The 18,182-nt window shown below is 48.6% G+C and carries 6 protein-coding genes; 2 read left to right on the forward strand and 4 right to left on the reverse strand.

Features of this window, described 5'->3' with window-relative positions; translation table 11 throughout:
• Positions 1 to 20: 20 nt before the first annotated feature.
• Complete coding sequence (locus ACJJIO_RS07180; protein WP_444910590.1) at positions 21 to 626, forward strand: ABC transporter ATP-binding protein; 606 nt, start codon at positions 21 to 23, stop codon at positions 624 to 626.
• Positions 623 to 1,429, forward strand: coding sequence for an ABC transporter permease (locus ACJJIO_RS07185; protein WP_444910591.1), 807 nt, complete (start codon positions 623 to 625; stop codon positions 1,427 to 1,429). Before ACJJIO_RS07180 ends, ACJJIO_RS07185 begins: the two co-directional genes overlap by 4 nt.
• A gap of 359 nt (positions 1,430 to 1,788) precedes the next feature.
• Here the strand turns inward: ACJJIO_RS07185 and ACJJIO_RS07190 are convergent, their stop codons facing one another.
• From ACJJIO_RS07190 to ACJJIO_RS07205, 4 genes are all read right to left on the reverse strand, one after another.
• Positions 1,789 to 2,139: a hypothetical protein gene (locus ACJJIO_RS07190; protein ID WP_444899738.1), complete on the reverse strand. Its 351-nt coding sequence runs from the start codon at positions 2,137 to 2,139 to the stop codon at positions 1,789 to 1,791.
• On the reverse strand, positions 2,133 to 8,192 hold the full coding sequence (locus ACJJIO_RS07195; RefSeq protein WP_444910592.1) for a toxin TcdB middle/N-terminal domain-containing protein: 6,060 nt from the start codon (positions 8,190 to 8,192) through the stop codon (positions 2,133 to 2,135). Before ACJJIO_RS07195 ends, ACJJIO_RS07190 begins: the two co-directional genes overlap by 7 nt.
• Positions 8,193 to 8,371: 179 nt before the next feature.
• Positions 8,372 to 12,553, reverse strand: a complete 4,182-nt coding sequence (locus tag ACJJIO_RS07200) for a fibronectin type III domain-containing protein (RefSeq protein ID WP_444910593.1) — start codon at positions 12,551 to 12,553, stop codon at positions 8,372 to 8,374.
• A gap of 312 nt (positions 12,554 to 12,865) precedes the next feature.
• Positions 12,866 to 17,497 carry a fibronectin type III domain-containing protein gene (locus tag ACJJIO_RS07205; RefSeq protein ID WP_444910594.1) on the reverse strand — a complete coding sequence of 1,544 codons (4,632 nt, stop codon included), beginning with the start codon at positions 17,495 to 17,497 and terminating at the stop codon, positions 12,866 to 12,868.
• Positions 17,498 to 18,182: the final 685 nt, after the last annotated feature.

An 18,182-nucleotide genomic window follows, 5' to 3' on the forward strand; every position in this document is an offset into this window, starting at 1 on the left:
AGAAGTAAGCAGCAAGAGTCATGTCTAAACTACATATAGAAAATCTGAGTAACGATTTACTTCAGAAAGTAGATCTAGCTATAGCACCAGGCGAAGTTGTTTGCTTATCTGGCCCCTCAGGATCTGGTAAAAGCCGCTTACTACGTGCCATCGCCGATGTCGATCCTCACAACGGCCAGATCTCTCTTGGCAATAATTTACAAGAGGCTATGTCTGGTCACCAGTGGCGCCGCCAGGTTATGTTGGTACCGGCACAAAGTGCCTGGTGGTACGAGACAGTGGGCGAACACTTTAATCAGCCGATGGGGCAAGCGTTAAAAATATTGGGATTTCCCGATGAGGCAACAGAGTGGCAGGTAAGCCGGCTCTCTTCCGGGGAGAAACAGCGCTTGGCACTTATTCGTGCGCTTTCCTACACTCCACAGGCACTTTTACTGGATGAACCTACTGCCAATCTGGATGCAGATACTACCAGCAAAGTAGAAACATGGCTTATGGATGAAATCAGCAAGCACCAATACCCCGTCATCTGGGTGGCGCATAATAGAGAGCAAATCCAACGAGTGGCCAGCAGGAATATTGAAATTCAAGGCAGCTATCTTGTGGAGCGGGAACTATCTAAATGAATATGATCGATCTTTCCTGGTGGCAGTTATCACTGGCTGCGGGGTTGGTAGTCGCCCTGGCAATTTGCACCCATATTGCCCGATTACAGCTCGGTAAACCGCTGATTATTGCGGCGGTGCGCACAGCGATACAGCTGGCGCTTGTCGGAGTCATACTGGAAGCGCTATTCGCCGTAGGCACCCTGTTATGGGTCAGCCTGTTAGGGCTCGCGATGTTACTGTTTGCCGGGCAACAAGTCGTCTCACGGCAAAAATATCGTCTCCGCGGAGGCTGGAGTTTTGCCATTGGCACTTTATCCATGCTGGTTTCCGCATTTAGCGTCACAATACTGAGTCTAGTGGTGCTAATCGGCCCCCGGCCCTGGTACCAACCGCAATACTCTATTCCATTATTAGGCATGCTTCTGGGAAACACCATGACCGGCGTTGCCCTAGGCCTAGACCGGCTGACAGAAAGTATGCGGCGTTCACAGGATATTATTGAAAATCGTCTAATGCTGGGCGAAACCTGGCGGCAAGCCAGTATTGAATTTCGCCGGGATGCCATGCGCGCGGGGTTGATGCCAACGATCAATATGATGGCTGCAGCCGGTATTGTCTTTCTACCCGGTATGATGACCGGGCAGATACTAGCCGGTACCGCGCCTACTATTGCGGTTAAATATCAGATTTTGATTATGTTTACGATCGCTGCGGGTACTGGGTTTGGTACTTTTGTGGCAGTCGCATTGTGTGCGAAACATTTATTTGATGATCGTGAGAGGCTTTGCCTAAGTAGATTAAAAATAGAGAATAACAGTTAATTGAGACATTGAGTGCTGCCATCTTTTTAAGAAGGCTTATAGGTTCATATTAAGAAGAACAAACCCTAATTCAAACAGAAACATATGAGACATGAAGAAAAAACAAAAAATAAAAGTTTAATTATTCCCCCAAAAATCTACCCAAGCACCCAAGCACCCAAGCACCCAAGCACCCAAGCACCCAAGCACCCAAGCACCCAAGCACCCAAGCACCCAGAAAATGTAATCACTGAGTACCTGGAAGCCTAATAAAAAATGAGCAAGTAAGTTAGATCGGACTTTATCTCACACAGAAGCTTCACTAACTTCAGCCACTATCTGCACTATAAAAAGTCAACACGCTAACGTTTACCAGACCTCTATTTCTTATATGTTTTTTTCAACATTTCATGTTGTTTTAACCAAGTCTTATCTTGAGATTTTTTCGTAACACTTACAAGAAAATCTAAATCAGAGTACAAGTCACAGGAAATCTTTAAATTTGACTGACCTAGCACCTCCACATCCTTCCCATAATATTTAAGGATCAACATAAGATTATCTCGAATCTCTGTACTTAAATCTTCAGATCCCAGCTCATAAGGGTTCTCCCCAGGTTTTACATTCATAAAAACCGGACGAAACTCACACTCAAGATCTTTTGCGCACACCTCGGCACCAGCCATCAAGAGTGCGAAAGCTATAGTGCTCTTAATAATTGAACTTACCATTTCACGTTCTCCGTCCACTCTGATTGCATATCAAATTCCTTCGCCCTTCCACCTTCTACCAATTTATTTCCTGACTCATCGCCGACTCTTCCAAAAATTGGGACTGTCGCACTCAAACCATCGTGCCAATCATAGCGATCATACCAAACATGTCGAATAGTACCTGTAATGGTTACTGTCCCATCTCCCCCTGCTTCGAGATTGAAATATCCATATGATGTAAGAGTCGAAGTTCCGCTAGCATAATAAAACTCAGAAAACAAATCTGCCTTGACTTGAACATCCCAATAATCCGCATCCCAAGTTGTTTCTCCGGAGTTCATTAAATCAGCTTTTTCCATCAAGGTATCGTAAAAGCGTTGCTTATTTAGTTCTACTCCTTCCTTAATTGATGGTTGCTGAAGAAGCCATTCTGAAGGTATTTCAAAAGGATCTTTTTCTTGGCTCATAAAGTTTTCTAATACACCAGCAGCAATATCCCAACCTTTCCTCTTGGCTCCGACAATCATAGTTTTGTACCTAGCTTCGATTGCTAGTAACTCCGCTTTATTAGCTACCTTCCCTCTTCCATCATTTAGCTTAATGGCAGCTTCGCCATTCGGATCCACATAATTAATTGGATTATTTCGCGCATAACGATAAGGCGTCCAACGCTGTGGATCTACAAAACGTCCCGAATGGTTTAGCACTGGATCCGGGCTAATAAAAGTACCAAAGTCAGACTGCAGGTAGCGTCGTTCGAAGTAACCTAAACCCGTGGACTTATCCAGCTCTTTACCCGCATAGCGGTAAGGTGCTGCGGTACTATCACCGAAGACATTTTCCAGCTCGCCGTAAGACTTATAGGTAAAGGCATTAACGATCTTGCCAGCCTTATCCAGGGTCAGGTCGGTAGAACCTACGTGCGTGTGCAGGTAATACTCAGTCGGCGTGAACACTTCTCCACTCTGGTCACTGCGGGCAATACGTTTCTGGCCAACACTGATGTACTTCAGTAATTTGCCATCACGTACTTCACTATCTCCGTCGATATACAGGGTGACGCTGCGAGCTCCGCCTGCACGTTCGGTGATTTTAAAGCGGCGCTGGTGTTTAAAGTCATAACCGTACTGGTCAGCGGCTTGCTGATTACCGGCGTAAGTCAGGCGCTGGTCGTGGTCCCAGTGGTAGGTCTGGTCACCGGCTTGCGTACGATTACCGTTGTCATCGTATTCAATCAGGCCTTGGGCCCAGCTCAACGCTTGGGGGCCGGGCAGGCTGCCACGGCTGCTGCGGTTGGAGGCGCCGTTGTTATTATTGTCATTGCTGCCGCCGTAACGCAGATCTGTGATCTGGGTATTTCCAGCGGTGGCCATATCTGCCAGGTCGACACTCGCGCGGCCCACTTGCAGCAGGTTGCCGATTTTGTCGTAGCTGTAATAAACCTGCTCGATATCGTCGGCAACGCCGGTCAGGCGATAAACATCGTCGTAGCTGTAGACAATATTTTTTGCCAGGGAGGCTGCCTGGGCACTGGTTGCGCCGAGTTCGGCAGCCATTGCGGCGAGAGCGTCGCTGGGGCGTTTATCATCGATACCGAGTACATTGGAGACGGCATCAAAACGGTAATCCCACTGTTGCAGTGGCAGGGCGTCCCCGCTGCGCTGGGTGCGCAAGCCGGCCAGTCGCTGGCGCTCGTCAAAGCCCCAATCAGTTTCAACACCATTGGCCAGCCCCTGGTACTGCAAAACCCCATTGGCGGTATAGTCCAGGCGCTCTACCACTCCCGGGATGCGCTCGAGTAAACCGCGGGCGTTGTATTCAAAGTTCACCCGGCTATTGTCGGGGTAGAACTGCTGTGTCATACGCCCGGCACTGTCATAGGCGAAGCGCGAGGTATAGAGGGGGCTGTTAATTTGCGGGCCGATGATCTTGCGCTGGCGCTGTACGACTCTGCCGCGCGCGTCATAAACCCATTGCTCGAAGCCGGCTTGGTCGGTCACTTTGGCCAGGCGCCCAAGTAGGAAGGCACCGCCCTCTTCGCCGCGCTGATCGTACTGGTAGCTGACTACCGGTGAAGTAGAGCCCAGCTGCAAGCCCGGTTGCCAATTTGCGCCGCTGGGAGCTTCTCCTCGCGGTGATAATTGATACTCGGCAAAGAGACGGTTGGCGCCATCGTAGCGATAGTGCCGCTCCTGCCCCAGGGCATCGCGGGTGGCCAGTAGGTTGCCGGCATCGTCAAAGTACTGCCAGCGCTGTCCGCGGTTGGGGTCGTCCAAGAAGCGCATGCGCCCCAGGTCGTCGTAGTGCATGGTGCGCACATTATTTTGTGCATCCTGCAGGCGGGTAAAATTATTATTGAGGTCGTAGTCGTAATAGGTGGACCAGGTGGCACCACCGATGCCGCCCTGGGTATTGGCTCCAACAATTTCATCCACTTGCCTCAGGCGGTATTCACCCTGCGCCGTTTGCAGGCCATCAAACACCAGTTTTTTGGCGGCGCCATGGTGAACACTGTTCGCACGAGTTTGCTCTTCATCTTCCAGCACCTGTGCCATGGGCAAATAGGTGATGCGATTGAAGACACTTTCCCCACTTTGCGCGGTATAGGGCTGATAAACCTCCTGGGTACGCCCTTGGGCGTCGTAAAGATATTGTCGGTGGTGCTGACCTTTATCATTAGCGCGATAGGCGAGCCCCTGGGCAAAGTAAGGCAGTGCGGTCTGCACTACTTGGCCGCGCGCATTAAAGTTACTGTGATCGCTGACCACAACCTGTCCCGGTTGCTCGGCTTCACTGCGCACCATCAGGGTGCGGCCCAGACCGTCGTAAAAACGACGGCTGTCGATGGTACCGCTAGCACCACTCCGCTCGCGCTGGCGAGTCTCTACCCAGCTGATACGGTGACCATCTACCATCTGCGCCAGTTGGTAATCGTACTCGACCGTGGGGAGTTGCAGGCTGTCCCCTGGCTTGGCCATGGCGGTGAGGCGTCCATGGCTATCGTAACCATATTGAGTCTGCTGCCCGTTAAAGTCGGTGTAATCGGTAAGTACACCGAGGCCCTTGTCGTAACCCGCACGAGCGGTGAGCCAGCGGCTGCCGGTATGCAAACCCACTTCTGTTGGGAAGGTGTGATATTGCGAGTCGTAAGTGACTTTGGTTTGGTGGCCTGTGTTGGCGTCCCACAAGGGGTCATAACTTTGAATGCGGTTGCCAAAGGCATCGTAGCGGTGGCGCTCTGCGGCAACATAGGCATCTGCACTCTCAGCATCGTGCCAGAGTCGACGCAGGGTCAGGTTGCCCTTGGAGACCGCGCCTAAATTACCAGCGGAGAAACTTTCATCATCGTAGAACCACTGCTCTTTGGCCACAGCGCGGCCCGATAGGTCGGTAACCTTGCGCTCTAGCGGTAGGTGCAGGAACCAGTGGCCCTGTGCAGAGGCGGATTCCGCACTGAAGCGCAATTGGGTAATACGCTCGTCCTGCCAGTTTCCATCGGTACGGCCCAGCTCTTTGATATAAGTGGTATTGCCGTAATTATCGTAGTCATACTCCCAGGCAAGGGTCACTGGGGTACCGCTGCCCCGCTCCAGCATATGCTGCTGGCGTTCGGTCATAGCCGCAAACTCGACTTTGCGACTTTCCTCGGCATAACCAGACAGCAGTTGGCGCAACTCCCACTGATTTTCCTCGCGCCAGAAAATTCCGCCGAAGGCATCGCGGGTTTCTATTTGTTTGATCTTGCCCTGTAGGGCTTCCTGTTCGGTACCATCGGCTTTTTGGCCCAGGTGGAATTCGTAGCGGGTTGCCAGTGTCGGGGTACTGGCATCACCCACGCGGCGCTCTTCACTGTGTGCAAAGCCCTGGAATTCTTTATCGGCAGCATCGTAGAAGCCGTCCCAGTAATCCATCTCGGTGGTTTGCTGTTCACCACCGCGGCCATCATCCACAACAACGCGCTTAAGTACCTGCATTGCCACAGGGATACCCTGCGACCAGGGGCTGCTACCCTCGCGGTCTCTCACCATCTCCTCAACAACAGAGCCGTACTCCAGGGTCGTCAATGCACCCAGGCCATTGTCGATCGTTTTTAGCTGATTCGGTTGCTCATTGGGGAATAGCTCTGCGAAATAAAAAGTATTAGCACCGCGACCGGGGCTGTACCAAACAATATCCGTGGAGCCATTACCATTAATATCTACCAGGCGCACTTCTTCGGGAGCAACATTGCCTTGGGCCTGGATCAGTTGCGGCTGGCTAAATTGGGCTAATTGATGTTGGTTGCTGTTCAGGCCCTGGTTAAGCCAGATGGATACATGGGTTCCATTCAGATACACCAGGTCAGCGCGGCCGTCGGCATTGATATCAGTAACACGAACATTCTTGAGGTTGTGTAACGTATCGGGACTATTGGCAAACACTACTGCGGGAGCAAAACCCTGCAGGCCACGGTTAGCGTAGTAAGCCGCGTAGCCATTGCTGACCCAAACCAGATCAGGCAGACCATCTCCATTCATATCCCGGAGAAAGACATTGGGATCACCCAAACGCATAGCTGCGGTGCCTGTGGGCATCGGCAATTGAATAGGCTGTGACCAGCCATCGGGATGGTTCAGCTGCACCACATGGGATAAAACCTTACCGCTGCTATTGGTTATCGTCGCAAAGACATCGATACGTTTGTCATTGTTGATGTCCAGCATATCCACATGGGGACTATCGAGAGGAATATAGAGTCCATCTATAGCACCGCTATACTGCCAACTATAGTTATCATCAAGATGAAAGTAATGGGTACTACCAGAGCTATACTGCAATAGATTCACATCACCAGCGCCATCAATATCAGCCCAGGTGACCGAGTCACTGGAAATACGGCTGGTAGTGAAAGTATTCATTTCACGATAACTCTGCCATTGCGGCAGGCCATCTTTATCAGGACCTAAATTAAGCCAGTAAACATCTTTATTCGGTGCCGTGTTAACAACATCTGGCAAACCATCCCGGTTAATATCCAAGAAGGCAACGTCGGGGTTATTCAGTGGTACCTGACTCGCAGCCGGCATCGGTGACATAAACACCTGATCCTGCTGATAGTGGGTGTAGCCATAGCGCACTGGTGGCAGGGTTACCGTAGATTCGCCCTCGCCTGCACTGGAATGGACTTCCTGTAACAAAGAGAGGCTTTGCCATTCCGTTAGCGGCTGATAGGAAAATTCGTATTTACGTAAGTGGCGCCCGGCAAATTGTGTTTCCACGCGCTGCAAGCGATAAGCGGTTTTAATCTCAAAACCCGCTTTATAATTTGTTAGGACGTCAGGGCGGTCTTCATAGTGAAACTGCACTGCCATATCGCCATTCGTATTATATTGAATCCTGTCCAGATAAATCTGAACGCCATCATCCAACTTGCGATATTGATAGTCGATACGATTGCCATGGGTATCTTCTACCGCCTCTAGATACCAGGAGAATACCGATGTGCCGTTGTTGCCGCTGACTCGGCTATTAGAGTCTTGCCCCAAATACCAACGCAGACCGTTGGATTGAGTCACCAGCCAACCCTTCGACAGACGCTCGTAGCGAGCAAAATCGCTGGCATTTTTGGTGCGATAAACACCGTCTTCCACCAGAACTAATTCTTCACCCAGGTGATTGATAAACGTATCAAATTCATCAAACTCATCGGTGCGACCATCGCGGTCGTTATCCTGCCGATCAGCCTGACCCCACTCTGAATAATTAGGCAGGCCCTTGTCGGTTTGACGCTGGATATAGGGAATAACCAGTTTATGCCCCAGTCCCAATAGCCCGTTACCAAACCCGCTGTTGTATTCCAGTGATACATCCGGAGCCAGTCCATTACGCCCAGGGGGCACAGCCAAGTTCACTAGGCGCGAACTGGTGCCGGTATTTAAATTAGGGGTGAAAGCCTCACCGAGCCCGGAGATACTGCCCGGGCCTGTCGGCAGATTGAGAACGGGCGCTTGCAGAGCTGTATGTTCATCCGCAGCGATAACCGCCGTAGATGATGCAAGCAAGCAGCAAGACAGCAATAATTTGCGCAGCATAAGCATCCTTGTTTTAAAGAGAAGTGCTTTATAAAAAGCACATTAAAAATTTTTTTATTTATAAATAAATACTGATGAAATTCAGCACTCCTCCTATAAATAAATGAGAAATCCAGCAGCATCAATGCCACTGGATTGCCAAGAAAGTTCTCTATTTTTTAGAAATTAGACTAACAGAGCTAGTGAGTTACTGGTTGCTTCAGCAATAACAGCGGGCCACCACCATTATCACCGCCACAGGTATCAACGTTTCTTGATTTGAACCGATGATTGAAGATCAACTCAATATCTTTAACCGCATCAAGATCTACCAGCGAACCAAATCGGTCTGCCAATTTAATTGACAAGCGCCAGCCCGTAGCAGCGACACTACGCTCTTTAAAGACGCTGGTAATCGTAGAACTGGAGCCAGCACCACTGTTAAACAGATCCAAATTCGCAGCCATAGACACACGATAACTATCACGGAAAGCTAAATTGGTCCTCTCCGTGATATCCCAGAATCGTGGGCTATGGGTAATTAGCTCATCCTGTATACCTACACCATCCACAGTTTCCACCAGGGTACCCGGTGTTTTGCTACGCAAGAAGCTGGTACCACCATAGGTCAGATAAGCTGGTGTTTCAGTTTCACCGCTGACGTTGTATAGCAATGGGATATTGAGGCCAACTGTCTCAATTTTATCCAGGTAATTACCACCAGCTGCAAGACAAGACAGATCTCCATTGTCTGCAATAACAGGGCCCAGGAAGAAATTACTGCGCGGCAATTCCTTCACCGTACTAAATTCCGCAGTTAGCCATACATCAGTGCCGAAAGAACGCGATAATAAACGCAGCTTCTCTTGGAAAGCTTCTTGCGGGCTAAGTTCTACTCCTCCTTGCTGGACAGGATCTGGGTGAGGATAAGTTTGCGGGATACCATTGATATCATCCACATAACCGAAAACATCATCCTTCAAAGAGAAGATATCTGTCGCCTGCTGGGTGCCATTTAAGTTACCTAGCTGATCAAAAGATGCCATCTCACTGAAGAAATCCCTCAGCTCCTCAGTACTGCGCAACTGGAAAATAGCTTCTTTTCTAGAACCACTAACCGGCCCAATAAAAGATTCCTGCCACTTGTATTCCAGCGCACTGGCGGTATAGAACAACCATTTCTGTGCTTCTTCAAAGTGACGTTCCGCACGCAGCATTTCTGTAGTTAGGCGACTGGCGTGAATCGGGTCGGCAAAATAACGATCGGCCAAGTTGGCGTTGGTGGTGAACATCTGGTTCATAACCCGCTGAGCTTGGCTTAACATGCCAACCAATCGCTCCATTTCTTGCTCAACTGTCGCTTCCGCTTGAGCAATATCCAGCGCAATAGTATTTACCTCCAGCCACATGGTACGTACCCGCGCGCGGCTTTCCACATCCAGAAGTTTATTGGTGCTGTCATTCAGCTTGGCACGCTCTTCCGCCGCCAGACGAATGCTCATAGCCTCCAACTTACCAATATCTTTGATACTTCTAATATTGCGGTGAGCTTCTGTAACATAGTTCACCCCCTCCTGAAGCAAAGCTGTATTGCCCGTATAGATAGCAAGCACCGTACCAGCCACTGCTTTTAGATAACCATGACGCTGCCTGGATTTTGCCTCCTCTTTACGAACCTTGGCGATTTGCTTCGAAATGGATTCCTGCTTGGAACCATAATCCAGGATGATCTTCGACATGCCATCGACGATACCCTCTTCCTCTGCACGTCGCTCAATTTCGATTTCAATCGCACTCAGCAGGTTTTCCATACGCTGCAGGTTGTTACTCAGCGCAATTTCCGCGAGCTCGATGTTATTCGCCTGTAGCGCAATTTCACTACCTTGCTGCGCAGACTCTTCAATAATGATGCAGTCTTGGTTAAAACAATTGCTCGGGAATTCCAGGCCCAGCAAGCTGTACAACCAGTTGCCCAGTTGCTGGTGGCGATCGGTATATTCCGTAGCCAGCTTGTCAGCGCTGTGACGATAGTTCTCATAGCTGGTTTTCGCAGCTACCAAACTGTTTTGCGCTGTGGCAATAGGGCCACTGCTTTCGTTACCAAGGAAGTCTCTCAGTGCATCGAAGGAGTCAAACACGGTGTTGCCATCAATACCGTAGCCTTGTACCAGCAACACAGCATCCTGGGGCAAACCCAGAATATTGGTTTCTCCAGTGAGCCAGCTCACGGAGTTTTCCAAATCGCTGATATGGGTATTCCATTCGGATATAGCTTCGGGCAGGCCAGAGAAACCCTGCACCTGGGTGAAGTCGACATTCGGGAAGATCGCACGCAACGATGCCTCTTTGGCAATCAACTCACTGCGCAGCGTATTCATCTCGTCAACCATTTGTGCCAGCAGGGTGGTATTGGTCTGTCCGGCAACGACGGCCAGACGCGCTTGCTGCACTTTAGTAGAAGCCAATTTGCTCATCAGCTGATAGAGCATGGTGACATCTTTGTAACCGGTGAACAGTAATTCTGCTGGGGTTACATCTTTTTGTGCCAGGTCGTTGGGGTCGTAGTAGCGGGGGCTAATTTGACCACGGGAGGGACCCCATTGTGCTAAAAACTCCGGTGCATAGGTCAGCAGGGAGTTGTACTGCTCCAGGGCGTCTTTCAACAACTGGTGTGCAGTTTCTATATGGCCAACTTCGACAGTCACCGCTTCGTTACGCAAACGGCTGATACGGGCATTATCCAGGGCTTCATTGGCCAGGATCATTTCCGCTACCGCGCGATCGTAGTAAACATCCAGCGTGAAACGCTGCAGGTTTTCATTGTCGGGGTGATGCGTCAGCTGCTCGAAAATAAACGCTTCCACATCGGTGGCACGGTTGCGCTCGGCAGTGTCGTACAGGCTGGAAAATTCAACCGTGGCTTCACCACTAGCATAAGGATTGATGACCGTATTGGTGTTGGTATCAACGATATACATCAAGTCCAGGTAGCGGAAGGCCGCTTTATCCCGGGAGAAAATACCCTGAGCAGGGTTTTCCTGCGCTGCTGGTACCTGATCTGCTTCGTTGTAGTACAGCTGCTTACGGATCTGTACTGTGGGATCCAGCTCCATGGTGACCGTGAAGATATCACTAAAGTCGGAGGAGCCCGCCTTGTTGACCGCTTGTACACGATAATCGTGGGTACCGAATACCAATGAAGAAGCATTGTATTTATAGGTATTGCCAGAGCCGTTATACACAGTCTGCCAGCTGCCATTATTAATACGTTGCTGCAGCAGATAGCTATCAGTTTCGGCAACTGATGGCCAGCTCACGGTATAAGCTTCACCGGTAGAAGAAGGCAAAGTGATATAGCTCGGCGCTGCTGGTGGCTGTAGCAAATCTACGGTGGCACAGGCTTCTGGCGAGTAATTGGACTGATCTGTTGAAGTCAGTGCGCGTACCCGGTAGCAGTGGCGACCATCCTGCAAATTGCTCAGCTGGTAGCTGCGCGCAGTACCGCGGTAAAGCTGCTTATTGGCACTATCCACCACTTGATATTCAACGGTGAGACCGCCTTTATCAATTTCTGTCCAGTTTAATTTTACTTTGCCATCCCAGCTGCTAGTGGGTGCTGCTGACAGCACCGGTATACCAACAACACGATCCACTATAACGCTGACCGGTGAAGAGTAGTTGGAGCAGGTGCCTTTAACATTACAAGCGCGCACCTTATAGCTGTAGGTACCATTGCTAATGTCAGTAAAACTCTTGCTCAGGCCAGAACCGCTGTAAACAGTGGAGCCACTTCCATCGACCAACTGGTAACTGGTGGCAAATTGTTTGGTATTCCAGCTGACAGTATATTTACCATCAAGGCTGGTAGTCGTATTCAATTTAGGGGTTGGTACGCCAGGACGAATATAGACTTCTAAATCTTCACTTTCTTGATAGCCAGAGCAGGTGGTATTACAGGCACGCACTCGAAAGCGGTAAGTACTACCATGGCTCAGGGAAGAAACCGTTGTACTGGTAGATGAACCAGAATAAATATTACCGGACCAACTGCCGTTATCCTTGCGCTGTTGCACCTCGTAGCGAGTAGCCCTGCTGCTGGCAGACCAGGTAAGATTAGCACTGCTAGATGATGTATAGCTGGGGGCGCTGATTGAGGCGGGAGATTCGGGCGTTGGTGGCGGCAACTCAACTTTTACTGTGTGGCTTACTCCCGGAACCTCTGTTTCGTATACTGGAGGCCCAAATCGCGCATATTTTACCCAGTATTCTTTTTCGTAGCGATATTCTCCCGAAGAAGTAACGGTTATTTCTGTTGGATAATACTCTCTATCCAAAGCTGAGGTTGCGTCATTTGTAAGCAGGGGTATTTGACGTGTGAACACACCATTTCTATACTCCTTCACAGATCGAAGCACTATAGTTCCAAAATAACTTCTATCCCTATGAGTAAGTTTAAATTTTCCATCCTTGTCTAAAGTTGGCCCATCGAGCTCACCTGACACAGGTTCATTGAACTGACCATAAGCAGAAGAGAAAAAGAAAAAAGATAGAAATGCAATTAAATATTTTGATTTAACCATTATATCTATTAATACCAAATTAGTTTTATAAAAACATTAGAAAAGTAATCCAGCAGTGTAAATACTACTGGATTACTAAATAACTACTCTAATTTTAGGAGGTTATTATTAAAATTAGTGAGTTATTGGTTGCTTCAGCAATAACAGCGGGCCACCACCATTATCACCACCGCAAGTGTCAATGTTTCTTGACTTGAAACGATGATTGAAGATCAACTCAATATCTTTAACCGCATCAAGATCCACCAGCGAACCAAAGCGGTCTGCCAATTTAATGGACAAACGCCAGCCCGTGGTGGCAACACTGCGCTCTTTAAATGCACTGGTGACTGTAGAGCTGGACCCCATACCACTGTTAAACATATCCAGATTTGCAGCCATAGATACACGATAGCTATTGCGGAACGCCAAGCCAGTTCCCTCTACAGCATCCCAAAAGCGAGTAGTATGAGTAATCAATTCGTCTTTGATGCCTACACCATCTGCCGTCTCCACCAGAGTGCCCGGCGTTTTACTGCGCAGGAAGCTGGTACCACCATAAGTTAGGAATGCAGGTGTTTCTGTTTCACCACTGACGTTGAACAACAAGGGGATATTGAGCCCGATAGTCTCAATTTTATCCAGATAATTACCACCTGTGGCCAGACAAGACAGATCACCGTTATCTGCAATAACCGGACCCAGGAAGAAGTTACTACGAGGTAACTCTTTCACAGAACTAAACTCTACAGTTAACCAGACATCAGTACCGAAAGAGCGTGAGAGTAAACGTAATTTCTCCTGGAAAGCATCCTGCGGACTCAACTCCTGTCCACCTTGCTGATCAGGATCTGGGTGCGTATAGGTTTGTGGAATACCATTAATATGATCCACATAGCCAAACACATCATCCTTCAAAGAGAAAGTATCGGTTGCCTGCTCTATGCTCCCTAGATTGTGTAGCTGATCAAAAGATGCCATCTCACTGAAGAAATCCCTCAGCTCCTCAGTACTGCGCAACTGGAAAATAGCTTCTTTTCTAGAACCACTAACCGGCCCAATAAAAGATTCCTGCCACTTGTATTCCAGCGCACTGGCGGTATAGAACAACCATTTCTGCGCTTCCTCAAAGTGACGTTCCGCACGCAGCATCTCTGTGGTCAGGCGACTGGCGTGAATCGGGTCGGCAAAATAACGATCGGCCAAGTTGGCGTTGGTGGTGAACATCTGGTTCATAACCCGCTGAGCTTGGCTTAACATGCCAACCAATCGCTCCATTTCTTGCTCAACTGTCGCTTCCGCTTGAGCAATATCCAGGGCAATAGTATTTACCTCCAGCCACATGGTGCGTACCCGCGCGCGGCTTTCCACATCCAGAAGTTTATTGGTGCTGTCATTCAGCTTGGCACGCTCTTCCGCCGCCAGACGAATGCTCATAGCCTCCAACTTACCAGTATCTTTGATACTTCTAATATTGCGGTGAGCTTCTGTAACATAGTTCACCCCCTCCTGAAGCAAAGCTGTATTGCCCGTATAGATAGCAAGCACCGTACCAGCCACTGCTTTTAGATAACCATGACGCTGCCTGGATTTTGCCTCCTCTTTACGAACCTTGGCGATTTGCTTCGAAATGGATTCCTGCTTGGAACCATAATCCAGGATGATCTTCGACATGCCATCGACGATACCCTCTTCCTCTGCACGTCGCTCAATTTCGATTTCAATCGCACTCAGCAGGTTTTCCATACGCTGCAGGTTGTTACTCAGCGCAATTTCCGCGAGCTCGATGTTATTCGCCTGTAGCGCAATTTCACTACCTTGCTGCGCAGACTCTTCAATAATGATGCAGTCTTGGTTAAAACAATTGCTCGGGAATTCCAGGCCCAGCAAGCTGTACAACCAGTTGCCCAGTTGCTGGTGGCGATCGGTATATTCCGTAGCCAGCTTGTCAGCGCTGTGACGATAGTTCTCATAGCTGGTTTTCGCAGCTACCAAACTGTTTTGCGCTGTGGCAATAGGGCCACTGCTTTCGTTACCAAGGAAGTCTCTCAGTGCATCGAAGGAGTCAAACACGGTGTTGCCATCAATACCGTAGCCTTGTACCAGCAACACAGCATCCTGGGGCAAACCCAGAATATTGGTTTCTCCAGTGAGCCAGCTCACGGAGTTTTCCAAATCGCTGATATGGGTATTCCATTCGGATATAGCTTCGGGCAGGCCAGAGAAACCCTGCACCTGGGTGAAGTCGACATTCGGGAAGATCGCACGCAACGATGCCTCTTTGGCAATCAACTCACTGCGCAGCGTATTCATCTCGTCAACCATTTGTGCCAGCAGGGTGGTATTGGTCTGTCCGGCAACGACGGCCAGACGCGCTTGCTGCACTTTAGTAGAAGCCAATTTGCTCATCAGCTGATAGAGCATGGTGACATCTTTGTAACCGGTGAACAGTAATTCTGCTGGGGTTACATCTTTTTGTGCCAGGTCGTTGGGGTCGTAGTAGCGGGGGCTAATTTGACCACGGGAGGGACCCCATTGTGCTAAAAACTCCGGTGCATAGGTCAGCAGGGAGTTGTACTGCTCCAGGGCGTCTTTCAACAACTGGTGTGCAGTTTCTATATGGCCAACTTCGACAGTCACCGCTTCGTTACGCAAACGGCTGATACGGGCATTATCCAGGGCTTCATTGGCCAGGATCATTTCCGCTACCGCGCGATCGTAGTAAACATCCAGCGTGAAACGCTGCAGGTTTTCATTGTCGGGGTGATGCGTCAGCTGCTCGAAAATAAACGCTTCCACATCGGTGGCACGGTTGCGCTCGGCAGTGTCGTACAGGCTGGAAAATTCAACCGTGGCTTCACCACTAGCATAAGGATTGATGACCGTATTGGTGTTGGTATCAACGATATACATCAAGTCCAGGTAGCGGAAGGCCGCTTTATCCCGGGAGAAAATACCCTGAGCAGGGTTTTCCTGCGCTGCTGGTACCTGATCTGCTTCGTTGTAGTACAGCTGCTTACGGATCTGTACTGTGGGATCCAGCTCCATGGTGACCGTGAAGATATCACTAAAGTCGGAGGAGCCCGCCTTGTTGACCGCTTGTACACGATAATCGTGGGTACCGAATACCAATGAAGAAGCATTGTATTTATAGGTATTGCCAGAGCCGTTATACACAGTCTGCCAGCTGCCATTATTAATACGTTGCTGCAGCAGATAGCTATCAGTTTCGGCAACTGATGGCCAGCTCACGGTATAAGCTTCACCGGTAGAAGAAGGCAAAGTGATATAGCTCGGCGCTGCTGGTGGCTGTAGCAAATCTACGGTGGCACAGGCTTCTGGCGAGTAATTGGACTGATCTGTTGAAGTCAGTGCGCGTACCCGGTAGCAGTGGCGACCATCCTGCAAATTGCTCAGCTGGTAGCTGCGCGCAGTACCGCGGTAAAGCTGCTTATTGGCACTATCCACCACTTGATATTCAACGGTGAGACCGCCTTTATCAATTTCTGTCCAGTTTAATTTTACTTTGCCATCCCAGCTGCTAGTGGGTGCTGCTGACAGCACCGGTATACCAACAACACGATCCACTATAACGCTGACCGGTGAAGAGTAGTTGGAGCAGGTGCCTTTAACATTACAAGCGCGCACCTTATAGCTGTAGGTACCATTGCTAATGTCAGTAAAACTCTTGCTCAGGCCAGAACCGCTGTAAACAGTGGAGCCACTTCCATCGACCAACTGGTAACTGGTGGCAAATTGTTTGGTATTCCAGCTGACAGTATATTTACCATCAAGGCTGGTAGTCGTATTCAATTTAGGGGTTGGTACGCCAGGACGAATATAGACTTCTAAATCTTCACTTTCTTGATAGCCAGAGCAGGTGGTATTACAGGCACGCACTCGAAAGCGGTAAGTACTACCATGGCTCAGGGAAGAAACCGTTGTACTGGTAGATGAACCAGAATAAATATTACCGGACCAACTACCGTTATCCTTACGCTGCTGTAACTCATAACGGGTAGCCTCGCTGCTGGAGGACCAACTAACATTGACACTACTGGCAGAGGAATAGCTGGGAACAGTGATAGAAGATGGTTTTGGCGGTGTGCGCTCTACCTCCATGGCTCCGCCAGTCTTGTAACTACCACATACATTCTTTTCAGTGTTACAGGCTCGTACACGATACTGGTAATCACCACTGGACCGACCGCTCTCATTAAAGCTAGTTCCAGAGGAGTTATAAACTCTACTCCAAGGGCCATCATTTAGCCTACGGTAGAGTTCATATCGACCTGCACCAGCGCTGGAAGACCAGCTAACTTTGTAGGCACCATCACTATCGAAAGTCCCATAACTAATACTAGAGGGCGCTGCTGGTTGAAATATAACGTTAACGGTATGAGTGCCAAGTCTTAATTTTGTGAACTTATTTGCGGAACATGACGAAACCGGCTCTGTTGGAAATCCAATATCTCCAGTTTGACAATATTCATGCCATTGCTCATAGTAATATTCCCCTGCTGAACTTACGGTTATATACGCTGAGGGATCAGCCCCCCCAGAGTCCAAGGATATATTGCGAGTAAAATTCCCATTTTTATATTCTTTCAGATACAAACCCATTGTGCCAGGATGGAACACGCTCTGGGGCTTCAGAAAATACTTACCATCTGTATCTATATCAGGACCACTCAAGGTGAACCCATGCGCTATAGTGCCGACAAACAAGGCTGGCAACACTAAAGAACTGCGTAAAAGAGAAAACATTTTTAAAACCAAAAAATCATGATCTATTTAAAATTTAAGCAAAAAATTGCCTAAAAAAACTACACAGCAGCAAAAAAAAACCGCTACAGAAAATTGATGAATCTAAGAAATTTTTCTATGAGATAGAACCACAGATGACTTCCCTCCCTAAAGTTACTTACATCCATTTACAGAAGCACGCCTGGATTAAAAGTCGATCCAGAATAGTATTGAGCTGAATTTTATCGACGAATGAAACCCAACTTCAATCCATTTATTGATCTAATCTAATATCAACCCACAAAAAATAACCAACACTGAAAATTAACCCTCAAAAACCCACCATATAAGTCTCATACAAACCTTAAAATTAGCACCAACAGCCGGACAAAAAAGATTGCAAAAAATTAACTCAGTAAAAACACCCCAAGAAAAGATGGTTAAAATTTTATTATTTAAGAAAAACACTCCTGCACAACAGGAAATTAATTTTTCAAGCAATGTCAACCCACAGAAAAAACATTCAAACTATCAGACATCACGATTAGCAAATTAAATTCAAATTAGATTCGCGCAACAATGACAGTCACCCACCATACTCACCGCCGCAAACACCTTTACTCCCCCAAGGTAAACTAGCAACTAAAAATCACCCAAAAAAATCGACATAATCAAGATCAACCAGAGGCTCAAAACACCCCTATCC

Source organism: Microbulbifer mixtoriginis (SeqCode), assembly GCF_052467235.1.